The organism is Streptomyces sp. NPDC025638, from assembly GCF_055558775.1.
Genome location: NZ_JBVHLX010000003.1, coordinates 260130 through 279361, shown reverse-complemented (window position 1 = coordinate 279361; position 19232 = coordinate 260130). Strand labels below are relative to the sequence as shown.

General features: G+C 71.8%; 20 protein-coding genes. 10 read left to right on the top strand and 10 right to left on the bottom strand.

Going from position 1 to position 19232, the window contains the following annotated elements:
• The first annotated feature begins 110 nt into the window (after positions 1-110).
• Both ACZ4EG_RS09320 and ACZ4EG_RS09315 read left to right on the top strand, forming a co-directional pair.
• Positions 111-1340 carry a molybdopterin-dependent oxidoreductase gene (locus tag ACZ4EG_RS09320; RefSeq protein WP_453546334.1) on the top strand — a complete coding sequence of 410 codons (1230 nt, stop codon included), beginning with the start codon at positions 111-113 and terminating at the stop codon, positions 1338-1340.
• A complete protein-coding gene (locus tag ACZ4EG_RS09315; RefSeq protein WP_467790177.1) occupies positions 1337-1795 on the top strand; it encodes a hypothetical protein in 459 nt (152 codons plus the stop codon). The genes ACZ4EG_RS09320 and ACZ4EG_RS09315 overlap by 4 nt, the downstream gene beginning before the upstream one ends.
• Positions 1796-1817: 22 nt before the next feature.
• Here the strand turns inward: ACZ4EG_RS09315 and ACZ4EG_RS09310 are convergent, their stop codons facing one another.
• Together ACZ4EG_RS09310 and ACZ4EG_RS09305 are read right to left on the bottom strand one after the other, a co-directional pair.
• Positions 1818-2435, bottom strand: coding sequence for a TIGR04282 family arsenosugar biosynthesis glycosyltransferase (locus ACZ4EG_RS09310; RefSeq protein WP_467790176.1), 618 nt, complete (start codon positions 2433-2435; stop codon positions 1818-1820).
• Positions 2432-3139 carry a glycosyltransferase family 2 protein gene (locus ACZ4EG_RS09305; RefSeq protein ID WP_467790175.1) on the bottom strand — a complete coding sequence of 236 codons (708 nt, stop codon included), beginning with the start codon at positions 3137-3139 and terminating at the stop codon, positions 2432-2434. The genes ACZ4EG_RS09310 and ACZ4EG_RS09305 overlap by 4 nt, the downstream gene beginning before the upstream one ends.
• Before the next feature lie 115 nt (positions 3140-3254).
• On the opposite strand from ACZ4EG_RS09305, the gene ACZ4EG_RS09300 reads away from it, so the two are divergent.
• Positions 3255-4022, top strand: a complete 768-nt coding sequence (locus ACZ4EG_RS09300) for a response regulator transcription factor (protein WP_467790174.1) — start codon at positions 3255-3257, stop codon at positions 4020-4022.
• A 2-nt stretch (positions 4023-4024) separates the two neighbouring features.
• Positions 4025-5137: a sensor histidine kinase gene (locus ACZ4EG_RS09295; protein WP_453546345.1), complete on the top strand. Its 1113-nt coding sequence runs from the start codon at positions 4025-4027 to the stop codon at positions 5135-5137.
• Between the two features lie 15 nt (positions 5138-5152).
• Here the strand turns inward: ACZ4EG_RS09295 and ACZ4EG_RS09290 are convergent, their stop codons facing one another.
• Positions 5153-6169 carry an NAD-dependent epimerase/dehydratase family protein gene (locus tag ACZ4EG_RS09290; protein WP_467790173.1) on the bottom strand — a complete coding sequence of 339 codons (1017 nt, stop codon included), beginning with the start codon at positions 6167-6169 and terminating at the stop codon, positions 5153-5155.
• 170 nt (positions 6170-6339) lie between these two features.
• Here ACZ4EG_RS09290 and ACZ4EG_RS09285 point away from each other — a divergent pair, with 170 nt between their 5' ends.
• Complete coding sequence (locus ACZ4EG_RS09285; protein ID WP_467790172.1) at positions 6340-7119, top strand: SDR family oxidoreductase; 780 nt, start codon at positions 6340-6342, stop codon at positions 7117-7119.
• Between the two features lie 48 nt (positions 7120-7167).
• Here ACZ4EG_RS09285 and ACZ4EG_RS09280 read toward each other — a convergent pair whose 3' ends face one another.
• The 7 genes from ACZ4EG_RS09280 to ACZ4EG_RS09250 all read right to left on the bottom strand — a co-directional run bounded on the left by ACZ4EG_RS09280 (position 7168) and on the right by ACZ4EG_RS09250 (position 14468).
• The gene (locus ACZ4EG_RS09280; protein ID WP_467790171.1) at positions 7168-7782 is read right to left on the bottom strand and encodes a GTP-binding protein; all 615 of its coding nucleotides are present in this window, start codon (positions 7780-7782) and stop codon (positions 7168-7170) included.
• Positions 7783-7814: 32 nt separating this feature from the next.
• Positions 7815-8174: a DUF742 domain-containing protein gene (locus ACZ4EG_RS09275; RefSeq protein ID WP_390706010.1), complete on the bottom strand. Its 360-nt coding sequence runs from the start codon at positions 8172-8174 to the stop codon at positions 7815-7817.
• 1 nt (position 8175) lies between these two features.
• Positions 8176-8604, bottom strand: coding sequence for a roadblock/LC7 domain-containing protein (locus ACZ4EG_RS09270; RefSeq protein WP_363301064.1), 429 nt, complete (start codon positions 8602-8604; stop codon positions 8176-8178).
• 1 nt (position 8605) lies between these two features.
• Entirely contained in the window at positions 8606-11038 is a 2433-nt protein-coding gene (locus ACZ4EG_RS09265; protein WP_467790170.1) for a sensor histidine kinase, read from the bottom strand.
• Between the two features lie 71 nt (positions 11039-11109).
• Positions 11110-12123 carry a sugar ABC transporter substrate-binding protein gene (locus ACZ4EG_RS09260; RefSeq protein WP_467790169.1) on the bottom strand — a complete coding sequence of 338 codons (1014 nt, stop codon included), beginning with the start codon at positions 12121-12123 and terminating at the stop codon, positions 11110-11112.
• Between the two features lie 253 nt (positions 12124-12376).
• On the bottom strand, positions 12377-13987 hold the full coding sequence (locus ACZ4EG_RS09255) for a multicopper oxidase family protein (protein WP_453546357.1): 1611 nt from the start codon (positions 13985-13987) through the stop codon (positions 12377-12379).
• Between the two features lie 76 nt (positions 13988-14063).
• Entirely contained in the window at positions 14064-14468 is a 405-nt protein-coding gene (locus ACZ4EG_RS09250; RefSeq protein WP_467790168.1) for a hypothetical protein, read from the bottom strand.
• Positions 14469-14682: 214 nt separating this feature from the next.
• Here ACZ4EG_RS09250 and ACZ4EG_RS09245 point away from each other — a divergent pair, with 214 nt between their 5' ends.
• The 5 genes from ACZ4EG_RS09245 to ACZ4EG_RS09225 all read left to right on the top strand — a co-directional run bounded on the left by ACZ4EG_RS09245 (position 14683) and on the right by ACZ4EG_RS09225 (position 19230).
• Positions 14683-15903 (top strand): hypothetical protein, encoded by a 1221-nt coding sequence (locus tag ACZ4EG_RS09245; RefSeq protein ID WP_467790167.1) that lies wholly within the window; start codon positions 14683-14685, stop codon positions 15901-15903.
• A 152-nt stretch (positions 15904-16055) separates the two neighbouring features.
• Positions 16056-16877, top strand: a complete 822-nt coding sequence (locus ACZ4EG_RS09240; protein WP_467790166.1) for a lysozyme — start codon at positions 16056-16058, stop codon at positions 16875-16877.
• A gap of 115 nt (positions 16878-16992) precedes the next feature.
• Positions 16993-18027: a permease gene (locus ACZ4EG_RS09235; RefSeq protein ID WP_467790165.1), complete on the top strand. Its 1035-nt coding sequence runs from the start codon at positions 16993-16995 to the stop codon at positions 18025-18027.
• Positions 18024-18746: a TIGR03943 family putative permease subunit gene (locus tag ACZ4EG_RS09230; protein ID WP_467790164.1), complete on the top strand. Its 723-nt coding sequence runs from the start codon at positions 18024-18026 to the stop codon at positions 18744-18746. The genes ACZ4EG_RS09235 and ACZ4EG_RS09230 overlap by 4 nt, the downstream gene beginning before the upstream one ends.
• Positions 18747-18840: 94 nt before the next feature.
• Positions 18841-19230, top strand: a complete 390-nt coding sequence (locus ACZ4EG_RS09225) for a BlaI/MecI/CopY family transcriptional regulator (RefSeq protein ID WP_363297963.1) — start codon at positions 18841-18843, stop codon at positions 19228-19230.
• The last annotated feature ends 2 nt before the right edge of the window (positions 19231-19232 follow it).

Genomic DNA, 19232 nt, shown 5'->3' with positions numbered 1-19232 from the left:
GGAACGCTAGGCCGAAAGGCGGCCGGAACATCGGCGCATGGGCCGGACGTCAGCGTTTCGTCAGGAGTTGCGCGCCCGGTGCGGGGGTGCTCCCGCCCTACGGTCTGATCATGCGCGACCAACGGCTCCCCACCTCGCCCGGCTTCTGGCGCAGCTCCGTGCGCGGCCCCTGGTTCACCTCCGTGCTCGGCGTCGTCCTGCTCGTCGGCATCACCGTGCTGTTCGTGACCGGGCTGGTCTCTTACGCCGCCTACAACCCGGACCTGTCGCCGGTGAACGACATGACCCCCGACAAGGGCATCCTCGGCTTCTACCTCTTCTCCTGGCCGACGAGCCCGTACTGGCTCTACCGGTTCGCCCAGGGCGTGCACGTCACCCTCGGGCTCACGCTGATCCCGGTGCTGCTGGCCAAGCTGTGGTCGGTCGTGCCGAAGCTGTTCACGCTGCCGCCGGCCCGCTCCGTGGCCCACGCGCTGGAGCGGGTCTCCTTGCTGCTGCTGGTCGGGGGCGCGCTGTTCGAGTTCACGACAGGCGTCCTCAACATCCAGCTCGACTACATCTTTCCCGGCTCCTTCTACCCCCTGCACTTCTACGGCGCCTGGGTCTTCTTCGCGGCCTTCGTCGCGCACGCCGCGCTCAAACTGCCCACGGCCGTAAGGACCCTGCGCGGGCTGCCGGAGGAGGGCGAGCTGGTGTCGCCGAGGCCCGGTCCGCCCACCGTCTCCCGGCGTGGCGCGCTGTGGTTCGTAGGCGGTGGCTCCCTGCTGCTGTTCGCGACCAGCGCCGGCCGCAGCTTCGACCAGCCGCTGCGCGCGACCGCCCTGCTCGCGCCGCACGGCTGGGCCGACCCGGGCAGCGGCCCCGGCGGTTTCCAGATCAACAAGACGGCCGCGTACGCGCACATCACCGTGGCGGAGACGAGCGACGACGCCTGGCGGCTCGTGGTCACCGGCCGCACCGGAACCGTCCGGCTCGGCCGCGCCGAACTCGCCCGACTGCCCCTGCACAGCTCCGCGCTGCCCATCGCCTGTGTCGAGGGCTGGTCGACCGGCGACCAGTGGTGGCGCGGGGTGCGCCTGCGCGACCTCGCGGCCCTCGTCGGACACGACGGCAGTGCACCGGACGTGTTCATCGAGTCCCTGCAGCGCCACGGCGCGTTCCGCAAGGCCGCGCTGCGCGCCAACCAGGTGGCGGACCCGCGCTCGCTGCTCGCTCTGTACGCCAACGGCGAGGACCTGACCCTCGACCACGGCTATCCGGCGCGGATCATCGTTCCCGCGGCGCCCGGTGTCCTCAACACCAAGTGGGTGGCCCGGATGACCTTCGGAGACCTCGGATGACCCGCCGGATCCCCCTCGGCAGCCCGCTGCAACTGCTGCTGCTCGGCTGCTCGTTCGCGCTGGCCGGATACGCCGGGGTGCGCCTGCTGGCGGGTGACTGGCTCGGCGTGGCGCTGTGGTTCGTCGGCGCGGCACTGCTGCACGACCTGGTGCTGCTGCCGCTGTACTCGTCGGCGGACCGTGCCGTCTTCCGGGGCCTGGACGCGACCGGCCGCCGGGAGTGGGCGGTGTACGTCCGGGTCCCGGCGGCCCTGTCCCTGCTCCTGCTCCTGATGTGGTTCCCCCTGATCAGCGGTCAGATGGACAGCGACTACCAGCTGGCCGCCGGCCTGTCGACGGACGGCTTCCTGACCCGCTGGCTGCTGATCACCGCCGTACTGTTCGGCGGCTCGGCCCTGCTGCTGGTGCTGCGACTGCGCAGGGCCACGAGGCACCGGCCGCCCGAGACTCACTGAGCACCGGGCTTGAGTGCGGGACTCATCGGCCCGCGACCGCCGTCAGCCGGGCCAGCCGGGCCGCGAACCGGCCGTACGGTGCCGCGGCGGCGACGGCGTGGGCGTCGGCGGCGGTGTCGACGTCGCGCAGCCGGGGCAGGTCGCGCACCCGCAGGCCCGCGGCGACCAGCCGCTCACGCTGGACGGCGCCGGTCATCGGCGTCGACATGGGTACGCCCCGCAGCAGTCCGGGGTCGGGCTCGGCCAGCCCCAGGGCCCAGAACCCGCCGTCCTCGGCAGGACCGAAATACGCGTCGCAGCCGGCGAAGTCCACCGTGAGCAGATCCGGGGTCACCTGCGGTGTGTCCATGCCGATGAGGAGGGCCGGGCCGTCGCACCGGGCGAAGGCGCCGGCCAGCCGCTCGTCCAGCCCGCCCGCGCACTGCGGTACGACGTCGAAGCCGGGCGGCAGCCAGGGGCCGGGCGCCCCGTCCAGGACGAGGACGCGCCGGGCGGCGGGAGTGGCCGCCACGGTGCGCAGGGTGTCCGCGAGGGCCGCCTCGGCGAGCGCCGCCGCCTGCTGGGCGCTGAACGGTGGCGTCAGCCGGGTCTTGACCCGCCCCGGAAGCGGCTCCTTGGCGATGACGAGCAGCGTGGTCACCGGGGGATCCCCTCTCGGACGGGCGGCTCGGCCAGCACGCGGCGCATGTCCCGTACCGCCTGCCAGGTGCCGCGCCAGGTGCCCGTCACCTTGGAGACGCCGGACCGCGGCCGATACGGCACGTCGTGCTCGGCGATGCGCCAGCCCGCGTCGGCGGCACGCACGACCATCTGGAGCGGGTAGCCGTTGCGCCGGTCGGTCAGGGCGAGGGCCATCAGTCCTTCGCGGCGGGCGGCGCGCAGCGGGCCGAGGTCGTGCAGGCGCAGTCCGGTGCGGCGGCGCAGTATCAGGGCGAGCGCGAGGTTGCCCGCCCGGGCGTGCGGCGGCCACGCGCCCCGGCCCTGCGGTCGCCGCCGGCCGAGCACCAGGTCCGCCTCGCCGGCGCACACCTCGCCGACGAAGGGCGCCAGCAGCGAGGGGTCGAGCGAGGCGTCGCAGTCGCAGAAGCACACGATGTCCGCGGTGGCGGCGGCCAGGCCCGCGTGGCAGGCGGAACCGAACCCGCGTCGGGGTTCGTGCACCACGGTCGCGCCCAGTGCGCGGGCGATGTCCGCCGAGCCGTCGGTGGAGCCGTTGTCCACGACGAGCGCGCGCCAGCCCCGCGGAACGCGGGCGAGAACCCAGGGCAGGGCCTCGGCCTCGTTCAGACAGGGCAGGACAACGTCGACGTCCGGGGAAGGGGGAGAGATCGTCACGGCTTTCACCCTACGAACGCGAATGGTGCATTTCGGGCTTCCGCTCCTTACGAAACACGGACGTCCGGGGCCGGACCGCCCTGGCGGACCGCATGGGCGGGTGGGGTGGTGCGAGGCTGGACGCATGCAGCAGCCGTACGAAGCCGATGGCCCGGCGACCGAAGCCGATGAGCCGGCGACCGCCACGAGGCGGCCGGGCGAGGGCGCCCGCGTCCTGGTCGTGGACGACGATCCCACCGTCGCCGAGGTCGTCTCCGGCTATCTGAACCGCGCGGGCTTTGTCGTGGACCGGGCCCCGGACGGGCCCTCGGCGCTCGCCCGGGCAGGCGCGCACTGGCCGGACCTGGTGGTCCTGGACCTGATGCTGCCCGGCATGGACGGCCTGGAGGTGTGCCGCCGGCTGCGCGGGCACGGCCCGGTGCCGGTGATCATGCTCACCGCGCGCGGCGACGAGGACGATCGCATCCTGGGCCTGGAGGTCGGGGCGGACGACTACGTCACCAAACCGTTCAGCCCCCGAGAGCTGGTCCTCAGGGTGGAGTCGGTGCTGCGGCGCACCCGGCCCGGTGCAGGTACGGGCCCGCTCGGCGCGGCCGGTCTCCAAGTCGACCCCGGCGCCCGTCGCGCCACCAAGAACGGCGTCGAACTGGCCCTCACGCTCCGTGAGTTCGACCTGCTCGCCTTCTTCCTGCGTCATCCCGGCCGGGCCTACGGCCGTGAGGATCTGATGCGCGAGGTGTGGGGCTGGGACTTCGGTGATCTGTCCACGGTCACCGTCCATGTCCGCCGGCTGCGCGGCAAGGTCGAGGACGACCCGGCAAGCCCGCGCCTCATCCAGACCGTGTGGGGGGTCGGCTACCGCTTCGACTCCGGTGGACAGGAAGGGAGTTGACCGTGCGGGACACCCTCCTCATCGCCCTGTACGCATTCCTCGGCGCCGCCGCGACCGGCCTCGCCGGAGCGCTCGTCCTGCGGCTGATCCGCAAGCGGTCCTTCACCGCCTCGCTCACCGTGGTGGCCTCCGTCGCCGTGTTCGCCATGTTCGCCGGGACCCTGGCCGTGGCGGAGGCGATGTTCCTCTCGGCGCACGACCTGAGCGTCGTGACGACGGTCGTCGCGATGGCGGCCGTCGTCTCCCTCGCCACCGCGCTGCTGCTCGGCCGCTGGGTCGTCGCCCGCAGCCGCGAACTCCAGCTCGCCGCCCGCTCCTTCGGCGACGACGGCGACTTCGCCGCGCCGGACGCTCCGGCGACCGCCGAACTCGCCGCCCTGAGCCGGGAACTGGCGGCCACCAGCGCCAGGCTCGCCGAGTCCCGCGACCGCGAACGCGCCCTTGAGTCCTCCCGCCGCGACCTCGTCGCCTGGATCTCGCACGACCTGCGCACCCCGCTGGCCGGCCTGCGGGCCATGGCGGAGGCCCTTGAGGACGGCGTGGCCGCCGACCCGGACCGCTACCTCAAGCAGATCCGCACCGAGGTGGAGCGGCTCAACGACATGGTCGGCGACCTGTTCGAACTCTCCCGCATCCACGCCGGCACCCTGGCCCTGTCCCCGTCCCGGATCTCCCTGTACGACCTGGTCGGCGACGCCCTCGCGGGAGTCGATCCGCTCGCCCGCGAACTCGGGGTGCGGCTCGTCGGCGACCGGGTCGAACCCGTGCCGGTCGAGGTGGACGGCAAGGAGATGAGCCGGGTGCTGGGCAATCTGCTGGTCAACGCGATCCGGCGGACACCGGCCGACGGGACGGTCGCGGTGGCCGCCGAACGCTGTCCGGACGGTGTCGTGGTGTCGGTGTCCGACGGCTGCGGCGGCATTCCGGAGGAGGACCTGCCGCGGGTCTTCGACACCGGCTGGCGCGGCACGCACGCGCGCACGCCGCCCGCCGGGGCGGGCCTGGGCCTGGCCATCGTCCGCGGGATCGTCGAGGCTCATGAGGGCCGGGCCGCCGTACGCAACATCCCCGGCGGCTGCCGCTTCGAGGTGACCCTGCCCGCGGCCGAGCGGTGACGCCCCGCGCGACGGTCACCGTGTGCCGGGCTCTTCCCCGCGCAGCCGCGCCCGCGCGAACTCGCGCATGCCCGCCTCGAAGCCGACCTCGGGCTTCCAGCCCAGCGCGGCTCGCAGTCGCGACGAGTCCGCCGTGATGTGCCGTACGTCGCCCAGGCGGTACTCCCCGGTGACGACGGGTTCGGGGCCGCCGTACGCGACGGCCAGCGCCTGCGCCATCTCGCCGACGGTGTGCGGCTCCCCGCTGCCCGTGTTGTACGCGGTGAGCGCACCGGCGGCCGGATCCGCCTCCAGCGCCGCCACATTGGCCGCCGCCACGTCCCGTACGTGAATGAAGTCCCGCCGCTGGCGGCCGTCCTCGAAGACACGCGGGGCCTCGCCGTGGGCCAGCGCGGACCGGAAGAAGGAGGCGACGCCGGCGTACGGGGTGTCCCGGGGCATCCCGGGCCCGTACACGTTGTGGTAGCGCAGCGACACGGCCGACCCGCCCGTCGCCCTCGCCCAGGCGGCCGCCAGATGTTCCTGGGCGAGCTTGGTCGTGGCGTACACGTTCCGTGGATCGACGGGCGCGTCCTCACCGACCAGCCCGGGGGACAGCTCCTCACCGCACCTCGGGCACACCGGCTCGAAGCGCCCCGCGTCCAGGTCGGCCACGGCCCGCGGCCCGGGCCGTACGACCCCGTGCCGACCGCACTCGTAGCGGCCCTCGCCGTAGACCACCATCGACCCGGCCAGCACCAGGTTCCGTACCCCCGCGTCCGCCAGGGCGGTGAGCAGTACGGCGGTGCCGAGGTCGTTGCGGGAGACGTACTCGGCCGCGTCGGCGAAGCCCCGGCCCAGACCGACCATGGCCGCCTGGTGGCAGACGGCGTCGACGCCGGCCAGGGCGCGGGCGACCGAAGCCCCGTCACGCACGTCGCCGCCCGTGTCCGCGCGCACGTCGAACACCACGGGCTCGTGCCCGCGCGCCACCAGCGCCTCGACGACATGGGACCCGATGAACCCGGCACCGCCGGTGACCAGTACACGCATACCCACACGCTAGGTCCTTACCACCACCGCACGACACGAGCGCGCCCGGCACGTCATCGCTCCGTAAGGACGGACGCCGTCGCCGTGGCCGCGTCGCGCAGCCCGGGCGGGGGCCGCCGTTCGGCCTCAGTCTGGAGAGGAAGGGATCCATCCGCAGCGAGGAGCGGGCGATGGCAGCGGAACTGCAGGACAGAACGGCCGTGGTCACCGGTGCGAGCAAGGGGATCGGACTGGCCGTGGCCGAAGCGCTGGCGGCGGCCGGGGCCCAGGTCGTCGCGGCCGCCAGAACCTCCACCCCCGGGCTGGACGCGCTGGTGAAGAGCGGGACCGCCCGCTGGATCCCGCTCGACCTGACCGAGCCGGACAGTGCGGAGCGGCTGGCGGCGGAAGCCGGGCTCCGCATCGATGTGCTGGTGAACAACGTGGGCGCGGCCCCCGCGCGCCCCGGCGGATTCCTCGCCGTGACCGACGCCGAGTGGCGGCAGACCCTCGATCTCAACCTGTTCGCCACGGTCGCGGTGACCCGGGCCGTGCTGCCGCGGATGCTGGAGGCGGGACGCGGCTCCATCGTCAACATCGCCTCCGTCAACGCCGAACTCCCGGACCCCCTGGTCGTCGACTACGGCGCGGCCAAGGCGGCCCTGGTCAACTTCTCCAAGGCGCTCTCGAAGGAGTTCGGACCGCGTGGCGTGCGGGTCAACAGCGTCAGCCCCGGACCGGTGGAGACGGAGCTGTGGCTGGGCGGGGGCGGAGTTGCCGACACCGTCTCGTCCGCGGCGGGACTGAGCCCCGAGGACGTGGTGGCACGGGCGGCGGCCGCCACGGTCAGCGGCCGCTTCTCCCGGGCCTCGGAGATCGCCGACCTGGTGGTCTTCCTGGCGGGCGACAGGGCCGCGAACATCGTGGGCAGCGACATCCGCATCGACGGGGGATTCGTGCCGACCTGCTGAGACGGGCGGGCGGCGCCGGACAGGCCGTGGCCCGCTACGGCCCTCCCCTCAGCCCTTCCCGCCTGCCCGGACGGCCGCGGCGATCAGCCGGTCGATCAGGGCGATCAGCACGTCGCGCGACGACTCACGCTCCCGTGCGTCGCACAGCAGCACGGGGGTGCCCTCGGGCAGCGCCAGGGCGTCCCGGACCTCCTCGGGTGTGTACGGGTGGAGCCCGTGGAAGCCGTTGACGCCGACCACGAACGGGATGCGCCGCCGTTCGAAGAAGTCGATGGCCGCGAAGCTGGCCCGCGGCCGGCGGACATCGACCAGCACCACGGCACCCAGTGCCCCCACCGCCAGGTCGTTCCACATGAACCAGAACCGCTGCTGCCCGGGGGTGCCGAACAGGTACAGCACCAGATCGCTGCCGATGGTGATCCGGCCGAAGTCCAGGGCCACCGTGGTGGACCGTTTCTCCTCGATCCCGTCGAGGTCGTCGATGTCGAGGCCCGCGGTGGTCAGCGGTTCCTCGGTGCGCAGCGGGACGATCTCGCTGACCGACGCGACCATGGTGGTCTTCCCGACACCGAATCCCCCAGCGATCAGGATCTTGACGGTGTCGGGGGCGGCGACCGCCCCGGCGGCGGAGGCGGGGCCCGTCCGGCGGATCTGGCTGGCCATGAGTGGCGGTGCCCTTTCGTCTTCGGTGGGTCTCAGAGGTGCCCGAGGCCGTCCCGCACCTTCTGCAGCAGCTCCAGATCGGGTTCCGCGTGGCAGAGGGGGTGCGGTGGGTGGGCGGTGATCCGGCCGGACTCCAGCAGGTCGCAGAGCAGGATGACGACGACGCTCACGGGCAGGTCGAGGTGGGCGGCGAGCTCGGCGACGGCGACCGGCCGAGCGCACTGCCGAAGGATCCGGGTGTGCTCGGGCTGCAGCCGGCCGGCCCACGCGGGTGGCGGATCCACCGCGGTCACCGTCGTGATCAGCGTGAAGTCGGCGCGGCTGGGCCGGGTCCGTCCGCCGGTCAGGGCGAACGGCCGTACGAGACGGCCCGCCGCGTCGCCCCCGCTCACCTCACTCGCCGCGTTCGGACACGACGAGGCCCGTGCGCGGTGCCGCGCTGAGGTGCTCGCCGATCTTCTTCACCAGCATGTTCATCTGGTACGCCACCACACCCACGTCGGCGCCCTGGCTGGTGAGGACGACGAGATGGGCGCCGGGTCCGGCGGCCGTCAGGATCAGATAGCTGTTGGCCATCTCGATGAGGGCCTGGCGCACCGGGCCGCCGCGGAAGTCCATGCTGACGCCCTTGCTGAGGCTCATCAGGCCGGACGCGGTCGCGGCCAGGCGTTCGGCGTCGTCACGCAGGAACCCGGTCGACTTGCTGACCACGAGTCCGTCCTCGGACAGGACGACGGCGTGGTTCACCTCGGCGACCCGGTCGACGAGTCCGGTGAGCAGCTGGTCGAGCTGGGTGTGCGTGGCAGGGGTGGGGCGGGTCATGTCAGGTTCCTTCATGAGCGGTCGGCGGGCTGAGTCGAGGAGCGGGGTCCGGCTGCTCGGGCGGAGCCGGGAGCTCGGCTGCGGCGGGGACGTCCACCTCCGGGTCCTGTGGAGCGGTTTCCTCTGCCTGGTCGTACTGCGGATCCTTCTCTGCCTGGTCGTACTGCGGTTCGCCCTCCTCGTCACGTGCCTTGAGCGTGCCGCGCTGGAAGCCGGCCAGCGACGACGCGGCGCGTTCCGCGGTGAAGTCGTCCGGGAAGCCGTCCTCCTCGGCCGGCGCCGACTCCTCGCGCAGTTCGAGCGCCAGGCTCGTCTGCGGCACCCGGCGCGGCAGCGGGACGGGACTGCCGGACCGGCCGGTCCCACCGGATCGGGGCGGCTCCTCGCGGGCGTCGGCGGTACGGGCCGGCTTCGCCTGCCGCGCTCGCTGGGGGAGCGGCGGCGCGGCCTCGGACTCCTTCTCGTCCGCCGCCCCGTCCGTGGCGTCCGGCGCGGGCGGGGCAAGGGTCTCCCGTACGACGATCTCGTGCGGGACGAGGACGATCGCCGTGGTCCCGCCGAACGGCGACGGACGCAGGGTGACGGCGATGCCGTGCCGGGTGGCGAGCCGGGCAATCACGAACATGCCGAGCCGAAGATCGTCGGCCAGGGCCACCACGTCGAACTGGGGCTCCACCGCCAACTGGGCGTTGAGCGAGGCATAGTCCTCCTCGGACATGCCGAGCCCGCGGTCCTCGACCTCGATGGCCAGGCCCTTGGCCACCATCGCCGCGCGCACCTCGACCGGGCTGGGCGCGGGGGAGTACACGGTCGCGTTGTCGAGGAGCTCGGCCAGGAGATGGATCACGTCCGCGACCGCGGGCGGGGCGAGGCTCACCTCCTCGTCGGTGCGCACGTCCACCCGCTGGTACTCGGCGACCTCGCCGACGGCGCTGCGCAGGATGTCGATCAGCGCGACCGGCTCGGTCCAGCTGCGTCCGGGCCGCTCACCGCTGATGATGACGAGGTTCTCCTCGTAGCGGCGCAACTGGCTCGCGGTGGAGTCGAGTTCGTACAGACCCTTGAGGACGTCCGGGTCGGTGTGCTGCCGTTCCAGCCCGTCGAGCCTGCTGAGCTGAAGGTTGACCAGGTTCTGGCTCTGCCGGGCGATGCCGAGGATGACCTTCTGGAAGCCGCGCCGGATGTCGGCGAGTTCGACCGCGGTGTGCACGGCCGTGCGCTGTGCGGTGTTGAACGCCTTGGCCACCTGGCCGAGTTCGTCCTCGCCGTAGTCCAGCGGCGGTGTCGCCAGCTCCACGTCGATCCGCTCGCCGCGGTCCAGCCGCGCGACGACGTCGGGCAGCCGGTCCTCGGCCAGACCGAGGGTGGCCATCCTGAGACCGTGCAGCCGCCGGGACAGGGAGCGGGTGATGCGCCAGGACATGCCGACGCACAGCAGCAGGGCGACGAGTCCGCCGACGCTCAGGGAGGCTGCGGTGACCAGCAGTTCGTGCGCCCTTTCGGCGCTGCGGTGGAGCAGGTCGGCCGTCCGCTGCCGGATGAGGGCCGAGTACTCGTCGGAGACCTTGATCAGCGCGGCGCGCCACTGCTTCTGCACGTCCGGCAGGGCGATCCTGTGGTCCTTGCCCATGGTCGCGCGGGCGGCGAGCACCTTGCCCTCGATGGACTCCAGGGTCTTCCAGTCCGCGCTCTGCAGGATCCGCTCGGTCTGCCGCTTCGCGTCACCGCTGAGCGAGGGGACGATCTGGTCCTGCACGAGCCAGCGGCGGGCGTTCACCAACTGCGCGAACTCGGCCCAGGTCTTCTCGTCCATGTACCCGGCGGGCCCGGCCAGGGTGAGCTGCGTGTCCTCCTCGGACACCAGCTCGGCCGCGTGCTCCAGCGCGACGAGCGGACCGGCCTGCGAGGTGAGGTCGCCGTCGTCGACCTGGGAGAGCTCCTGGAAGCCGTGGATCTGGTCGTCGATGATCGAGGTGTACTGGCCGAGCGACTGTGCGGCGGTGATGTCGGTGGGGTCGTCCACCTGGCCGCGGTAGTACTCCAGGCTGCTCACCGAGGCGACGACCGAGTACAGCCGGTCCTTGATGCGGGCCGGTGCCTTCTTGATCGCGTCGGCCCGGTCGACCAGCTTGGCGACCGCCGCGTCGGTCTTCTTCCGCTGGGCGTCCAGTGCGGCCCGGGAGCCGTGCCCCGAAGCCACCCATACGGCCGACAGGCTGCGCTCCTGCTGCAGGGCGAGCGTGGCCTCGGTGCCCATGGCCCCGGTGGACCTGCTCAGTTGCGTCTGCGAGCGCAGCCGTAGTCCTTCGGAGAACATCTGTGTCGTCGTCACGCCCCACATGGCGGCGAGGGTGACGCTCGGCACGAGCGCCAGCAGGATCAGGGAGAGACGTATGGAGCCGAGGCGGCGCCGGGCACCTGTCCGTGGAGACATCGTCGTCCTAGAGGGCGGTCAGCGGGGCGGGGGAGTGCGCGCGGAGCGCGGTGGGTCGAGGGCGGGACAGGTCAACGTGTGCCGTTGGCGGCGTACTTGCCCACCGCGGCCACGTTCCTCCTGGTCACGAACGCGGGGCCGGTGAGCACGGGGGCCACGCCGCCGCCGCTGACGTTGCCGTTGGTCCGGTACAGCCACAGCGAGTCCACGGCCAGGTAGCCCTGCAGATACGGCTGTTGGTCCACGGCGAACTGCACGTCCCCGCTCCGCACGGCCTTGACCAGGTCCTTGCTGAGGTCGAAGGTCGCGATGTGCGCCCTGCTGCCCGCCTGCTCAACGGAGTTCACCGCGGCGAGCGCGAACGGGGCGCCGTTCGTGACGACTTCGTCGATGCTCGGGTCCTGCCGCAGCCGGGACGCGACGGAGTCGGTCACGGCCTTGATGTCGGTGCCGTCGACATAGAGCATGTCCGTGCGGCCGGTGAACGTCTTCTTCACTCCGGCGCAGCGCGCCTCCAGGGCGATGTTGCCGCGCTCGTGGATGACGCAGAGGGTGTGCTCGGCCTTGAGGCCGTCCAGCTTGTCGCCGACCGCGCGGCCCGCGACGCTCTCGTCCTGGCCGAAGTACTCCAGGACTCCCTCCGACTTCCACACGTCTATACCGGAGTTGAGGGCCACCACCGGTATGCCCGCCGCCCTGGCCCGGGCGATCGGGCCCTTCATCGCCTCCGGCTTGGCCAGGGTCACCGCGATGCCGTCGGTCTTGTCCCGGATCGCGTCCCGCACCAGTTCGGCCTGCCCGGCGGCGTCCAGGTCGCCGGCATAGGTCAGTTCGACGTTGTCCTTGGCCGCCGCGGCCTCCGCGCCCTTGCGCACCAGGTCCCAGAAGGTGTCACCCCGGTCTCCGTGGCTGACCAGGGTGATCTTGATCCGGGGGGTGCCCGCCTTGCCGCCGCTCGACTCCGACCGGGTGCCGTCGGATCCGGAGCAGCCGGATATGAGCAGACAGGTGACGACCAGCACCGCGGCCGGCATGAGGCCGTGCGCCGGTCTGCGTTGGGCTGGACTCGGGGGAGGAGTGTTCATGAGGGTGCGGCACCTCGCTGTGCGGCCGAGCATGAGGGGGATGGATCGCGACCCGCGGCACATATGTGTGCCGACCGGCGACTCTCCTGGCCGGAGCCAATCGTGTGTGACCGCAGGTAGTCAAGTGAGCGATCAGCGTTAGTGCGTTGTCGCTGCCGCATCGTGACGATCCGGGCGGTGCGCGCGAGTTGTGCGGGCGCGACCTGGGCCGCCGCTCCCTGGTGGGGAGCGGCGGTCGGGCGTGGCGGCGCGGTTATGCGCGGTAGCCGAGGACCGTCATCATGCCACTTTCCGAGTGGTACTGGTTGTGGCAGTGGAGCATCCAGAGGCCGGGATTGTCGGCGTCGAAGTCGACGACGAGCTTGCGGTGGGGGAGCACGATCGAGGTGTCCTTGCGGGCTCCGGCGTCCCAGAGAGCGGCAAGGGCGAAGGTGTGGCCGTGCAGATGCAGCGGGTGCCACATGTCGGTGGCGTTGACGAGGGTGAGCCGGACGCGTTCGCCCTGACGGACGGGGTGGCGTTGGGTGACGGAGTAGGGCTTGTGGTCGAAACCCCAGTCGAACCGTTTCATGTTGCCGGTGAGTCTGACGCGCAGTTCCCGGTCGGGCTCGCGTTTGCCGAGGTCCACGGACTCGTGCGGTCTCATACGGCGGGCGGGTACCAGCTCTCCGTCGAGTTCGGCGGGGTGGACATTGGCTGGCGGAACGGTTCTTCCCTTGCCGGTGCGCAGGAGGGCGATGCCCTGGCCGTTCTTGCCCTCGGCGAGGGCGACGAACGGGAAGACGCCGTCCTTGACGGTGACCAGGACGTCGTAGCGCTCGGCCATGCCGACGATGAGCGCGTCGGTGCGCTTGTGCTCGATCGGATAGCCGTCGGTGTGGGTGACGGTCATGGTGTGGCCGCCGAGTGCGACGCGGAAGGCGGTTTCGGAGCCCGCGTTGATGATCCGGAGCCGGATGCGGTCGCCGGGCTTGGCCTTGAACACGGACGGGGCCGACGGTACGCGTCCGTTGATGAGGTAGTGGGGGTAGGCCACACTGCCGCCCTCGCTGTGCAGCATGCGGCTGAAGGAGTGGTGGAGGAGGCGGGAGGGACCGGCGCCCTTCGGGCCCGCATGGCCGTGTTCGGCACCCCTGGCCACGCCCATGCCCTCCATCGTCACGTGCTTGCCCGGGGGGATGAGCTGCGTCAGGACGTTGTCGGGGGTGGAGCCGTTCACGCCGTCGAGCCAGTCGTCCAGGACGATCAGCCACTCCTTGTCGTAGGCGAGGGGCTCCTTGGGGTCGTCGATGATGAGGGGGGCGTACAGACCGCGGTCGGGCTGCATTCCGACGTGGGAGTGCAGCAGGTACGTGCCCGGGTGGCTGGCGGTGAACCGGTAGGTGAAGTCCGTTCCGGCCGGGATGGGCGGCTGGGTCAGGTCGGGCACGCCGTCCATGTCGCAGCGCAGGCGCACGCCGTGGGAGTGGAGGGTGGTCGTGGTCGGCAGGCGGTTGGCCAGGGTGAGGCTGAGGACGTCCCCCGCGGTGACACGGACCAGCGGCCCGGGCAGGGTGTCGGCGTAGCCCCAGGTGTTCACCCTTCGTCCGCCCAGATCCACGGTCACCGGTTCGGCGGTGAACTTGTACGTGCGCACAGGGCCGGACCCGCGCCTCCGCTCGGTGGCGCGGACCTCGGGACCCGAGGGCAGGACATATCCCTTGGGGCCTTTGGGGACGAAGCCGCCACTGTCCACGCTCGCCCCGTTGCCGAGGCGGGGACTGGTTTGCGGGTCCGGGCCGGATTCGGTGCAGCCGGCGAGTACTCCCAAGCCGACGGCCGCGATCGGGGCACGGAGCAAGGTACGGCGCGAAGGTGTGTGCATGACTGAATAACACACGTTTTATGGTGATATGTCCGTTAACCGGGGGCGACTCGTTCGGTGGTGTCGGCCGCCGCGGTCAGTCCCACAGGGGGACGGTCATGACCCGGTTGTATCCCTCCGGCCGGGTGTCGGTGTAGGTGAGGCTCAGTTGCGTGAAGTGCGCCACCCGCGGGTCCTTCTTCCAGGGCTCCGGGCGCTCCAGCCGGATGACCACCGGGTATCCGTGGAACGTACCTGCCGCGCAGTACGGCTTGCAGTCGTTCACCACGTTCACCCCCACGGCCGTCGCGGACGTCGGGCCCCACTGCGACCAGTGCATCGCGACCAGCCGGCTGTTGCCGTCTCCGCAGGCCAGGATGAAGTTCACGGGCTGCGTGTTCGAGTGGAACGCGCAGTCGACGAGCACCGGGGCCGACTGCTGCGTCACCGCCCGCGGGGCAGCCTGTGCCGATGCGGGCGGGGTGGCGGAGGCCGTTGTCATCGACGCTGTGAGCACTGTGCCCGCCCCGAGAATGATCGCTGTGTACACCGCTGGTCTTGCCATCGTTGCTCCCGGTAGTGGGCGATCGCCTCTGTATCGACGCTACGACCGTCCCGGCCGATGCACCACTCGCACGGAGTAGTGGGCCCCGACGTGGTGCCCCGTGCATGATCGGTCCGTAGACGGCGGCACGGAGTGTACGGGGGGCATGGGCATGGCGGCACGGACATACGGCTATGTCGGACCCGGTGATCTGAAGGGGCTCGTGCGGCCGGGCGGAGAAGGCGAGGGCATCCGCTGCGCGGCGGACTTCGCCCGATGGGTGTCGGCTCGCGGCGCGGTGGAACTGGCCGAGCCGTTCACCTTCGTGGTCGATCCCGAGGGCGTGCTGCGCCTCGCGCCGCGCCGCAGCGAGCATGTGGTCTGCGCCGGGGGCGGGCCGGTGCTCAGCGCCGGCGAGATGAGCTTCCGGGAGGACTGCGGACGGTGGGCGGTCGACGAGGTCAGCAACCAGTCGACCGGCTACTGCCCGGACGTCGGCTCATGGCCGGCCGTCGCGGACGCCCTGGACCGGGCCGGCCTCGTCCGTCCCGGTGGTTTCACCCATGAGGTGGTCTTCCGCCGCTGTGTGTCGTGCCGGCAGGTCAATGTCGTACGCGACGACCACTTCGTCTGCGTCCTGTGCGACGCGGACCTGCCGCCGGATTGGAACGTGACTCCGACGGAGCTTTTCGACGTGCGCGCGATCAGCTTCGTCGAGGGCGAGGTGCCCCCGTTGTCGGCCGACGTCCGGCCGGCCATGGACCGTGTCTGGGACGAGGCGGTCCGGGCCGACCCGAGCCTCTTCGACGGTCCGGCGGTGGCCTGCACGGGTCTGCGGGAGGAGGCGGGGAGCCTCGTCCTCTCCTGGGCGAGAGCCACGTACCGGTACCGCGGCCTGCGCCGGGTACCGGGTGCGCCCTCGGTGTCCTCGGTGTTCGTCGCCCTGGTGCAGCCGACGGACGACGGACGTCTCCTGGTGGGCCGTATGTCGGCTTCGACGGCCGCCCCGGGCCGACTGCAGTTGCCCGGAGGGTCGATGGAACCGCCGCCGCACGGCGAGCCGCTCGACGTGGCCGCGCTCCGTGCCCATGCCGCCCGGGAACTGGTCGAGGAGACGGGCCTCGACACACCGCCCGAGGACCTGACCCTCTGGCTGGTCACCCGCGGAGAGCGCGGGAACGTCGGATTTCTGTTCCGCGCCCCGGCCCGGCCGGCCGAACTGCTGCACCGGCGCTTCGCGGCGCTGGTCGCCGCGGAGACGGCACAGGGGCGTGAGTCCGAGCTGGACCGGATCGTCCTGGTCGGCTCCGAGGCCGAGTCGGCCGGACTCGACGGACCTCAAGTGGACTACCTGGGCCCGGTCGTGCGGCGGTTCATGGATGAACGCGGGTGAGCGGTGGCGAGACGCCCTCCGGGCAACCCCGGGGGTCACTCGATCGGAGCCATCCGGCCCCGATCGCCCTCCGTTGGGCGGCGCTTGGCGTGCGGCGGCGGCCGGCCGCGGGTCAGATGGTCTGCGTGCAACGATCATCCATACACACAGCCATGGCCACAGCCACACGTGCCCACCGCACCCGTCTTGCCGCGGCCGTCGTCCCGTCCGCCGTTCTGGCGCTGCTCGTGCCCTCGGCGGCCGTACCCGCCTCGGCCGACGGCACTCCGGTGCGCGGCTCCGCCCATATGGGCATGGGAGTCATGACCCACGACGGCAGCAGCGGAACACCCGGCGACGCGCGCGCCGGCCAGACCGAAGGTGTCGACGTCGCCAGCTACCAGGGCGACGTCGCCTGGTCGAAGCTGTGGAGCAGCGGGGTCAAGTGGGCCTACGCCAAGGCGAGCGAAGGCACGTACTACACCAACCCCTCCTTCTCCGACCAGTACAACAACTCGCGGAAGGTCGGCATGATCCGCGGCGCCTACCACTTCGCCACGCCCGACACCGGCACCGGCGCCTCCCAGGCCGACTACTTCGTCGACCACGGCGGCGACTGGAGCGACGACGGCACCACGCTGCCGGGTGTGCTCGACATCGAATGGAACCCCTACGGCGACGACTGCTACGGCAAGTCGCCGAGCGCGATGGTCACATGGATCCGTAACTTCCTGAACCGGTACAAGTCCCGCACCGGCCGCAACGCCGTGATCTACACCGCCACCAGCTGGTGGAACAGCTGCACGAACAGCTACGGCGGCTTCGGGGCGAGCAACCCCCTGTGGGTCGCGCGCTACGCCTCGTCCGTCGGGGAACTGCCGGCGGGCTGGTCGACGCACACGATGTGGCAGTACACCTCGACCGGAGAGCTCGTGGGCGACCGCGACAGGTTCAACGGATCCAAGGACCGGCTGAAAGAGCTGGCCACCGGCTGAACCGCCCGTCAACGCCCGTTCCGCAATCCTCCGTTCGCGCCCGGCGGCGTGTGCGCGCGGCGCCGGCCGTTCTCGTCGCTTATGTTCAGCCACGGATCCGATATTTGGAGTAAAAATGCCAAAAGCGGATGAACTGGTTGATGCGGCGGGAGGGGTGGCGGTCGTACCCGTCAGCCCACCGAGACGGCGGCTGCTCCCGCGGCCGTTCGTTGCCGGGGCCGCGACGGCAGCCGGCGCGGTGGCGGTGATCTTCGCGCTCGCCGGAACCCAGTGGCTGAACCACCCGGCGGTCGAGGCCTGGCGCACCGTCTGCCTGGCCATCACCGTCCAGGCACTGCCGTTCCTGCTGCTGGGCACGGTGCTGTCCGGCGCGATCAACGCCTTTGTGCCGGCCGACCTGTTCACCAGGGCGCTGCCCCGGCGCCCCGCCCTCGCCGTTCCGGTGGCCGGGGTGGCCGGAGCGGTCCTGCCGGGCTGCGAATGCGCCTCCGTACCCGTCGCGAACAGCCTGATCCGCCGGGGCGTCACCCCGGCCGCGGCCTTCGCCTTCCTGCTCTCCGCCCCCGCGATCAATCCGGTGGTGCTGACCGCCACCGCCGTGGCCTTCCCGGGCAGCCCCGCGATGGTCGCCGCCCGGCTGCTCGCCTCGCTCGTCACCGCCGCGCTGATGGGCTGGCTGTGGCTGTGGCTGGGCAAGGAGGAATGGCTGCGTCCGGCCGTCCGGTACGCGGGCCACCGGCACGGGCACAGCCGCTGGACCGAGTTCCGGCTCGGCTTCCAGCACGACTTCCTGCACGCCGGAGGCTTCCTCGTCCTCGGCGCCATGGCCGCGGCGACCTTCAACGTCCTGGTGCCGCGCTCGGTCCTCGGCGTCTTCTCCGGTTCGCCCTGGCTCTCGGTGCTCTTCCTGGCCGCCCTCGCCGTCCTCCTGGCGGTGTGCTCGGAGGCCGACGCCTTCGTCGCGGCCTCGCTCACCGGCTTCTCGCCGACCGCCCGCCTCGTGTTCATGGTCGTCGGCCCGATGGTCGACCTGAAACTGATCGCCCTTCAGGCGGGCACCTTCGGCCGCGCCTTCGCCTGGCGCTTCTCCACGGCGACCACCGTGGTGGCGGTCGCCGCGGGCGTCCTGATCGGAGGCGTGCTGCTGTGAAACGCCACGCCCAGACAGCGCTGCTGGTGCTGATCGGCCTCGGCCTGCTGCACGCCGCCCTGTTCACCGACCTCTATCTGCGCTACGTCAAGGAAGGCCTGCGCCCGCTGCTCATCGTCTCCGGCGTGCTGCTCACCCTGCTGGGCCTGGCGAGCGCGGCCCTGGACCGGGGACACGAGGAACACGCCGGTCACGCGCACGGCCACTCCACCGCACCCCGCGTCGCCTGGCTGCTCTTCCTCCCCGCCGTGAGCCTTCTGCTCTACGCCCCGCCCGCCCTGGGCGCCTACACCGCGGCCCACTCGAACAACAAGGCGGTCAAGGCGCAGAAGCGGTTCGACCCCCTGCCCGCCGCGTCCCCCCTGCCCATGACGCTCACGGACTTCACCAGCCGCGTCCAGCAGGACCGCACCCTCGCCATCAAGGGCCGCAGCGTCCGGCTGACCGGCTTCGCCACCCCGGCCGGACCGGGCGGCGGCTGGTATCTGACCCGGATCATCTTCACGTGCTGCGCCGCCGATTCGCAGACGGTCAAGGTCCGCGTGTACGGGACCCCGGCCCCGCCCGCCAACAGCTGGCTGGCGGTGACCGGCGCGTGGCACCCCAAGGGCACCCTCGGCACGAGATCCGCGGAAGCGGCCCTCGATGTACGTCAACTCCAGCCCATGTCCCAGCCGGTCAACGCGTTCACGGACGACCTGCCTCTCACCCCGTCCTAGAGTCTGTCCGGCGTTCACCGCGAAGCCGGAGGCCGCCCCGGCCGACATACGATGGCCGTCCGGGAAACGGGCAGCGGCGGAAGGGAGTCAGGGCGTGACGGATCACCAGCGGCGTGCCCGGCGGCGGGGGCAGGGCGAGCTGGAGGCGATGGTCCTGTCGGCGCTGCGGGAGGCGGACGGCCCGGCGACCGCGGGCTGGGTGCAGGAGCGCCTGGGCGAAGACCTCGCCTATACGACGGTGATCACGATCCTGACCCGGCTGCTGGCGAAGGGAGCGGTCACCCGGGAGCGGGCGGGCCGGTCCTTCGCCTGGACGCCCGCGTCGGACCAGGCGGGCCTCGCCGCCCGCAAGATGCGCAAGGTGCTGGACGCCGAGAGCGACCGTGAGGCCGTGCTGGCCAGCTTCGTCACCGGTCTCGGCCCGGACGACGAGCGGCTGCTGCGCGAACTGCTCGGCCACGCCGAGACGGAGAGGGACGGCTGAAT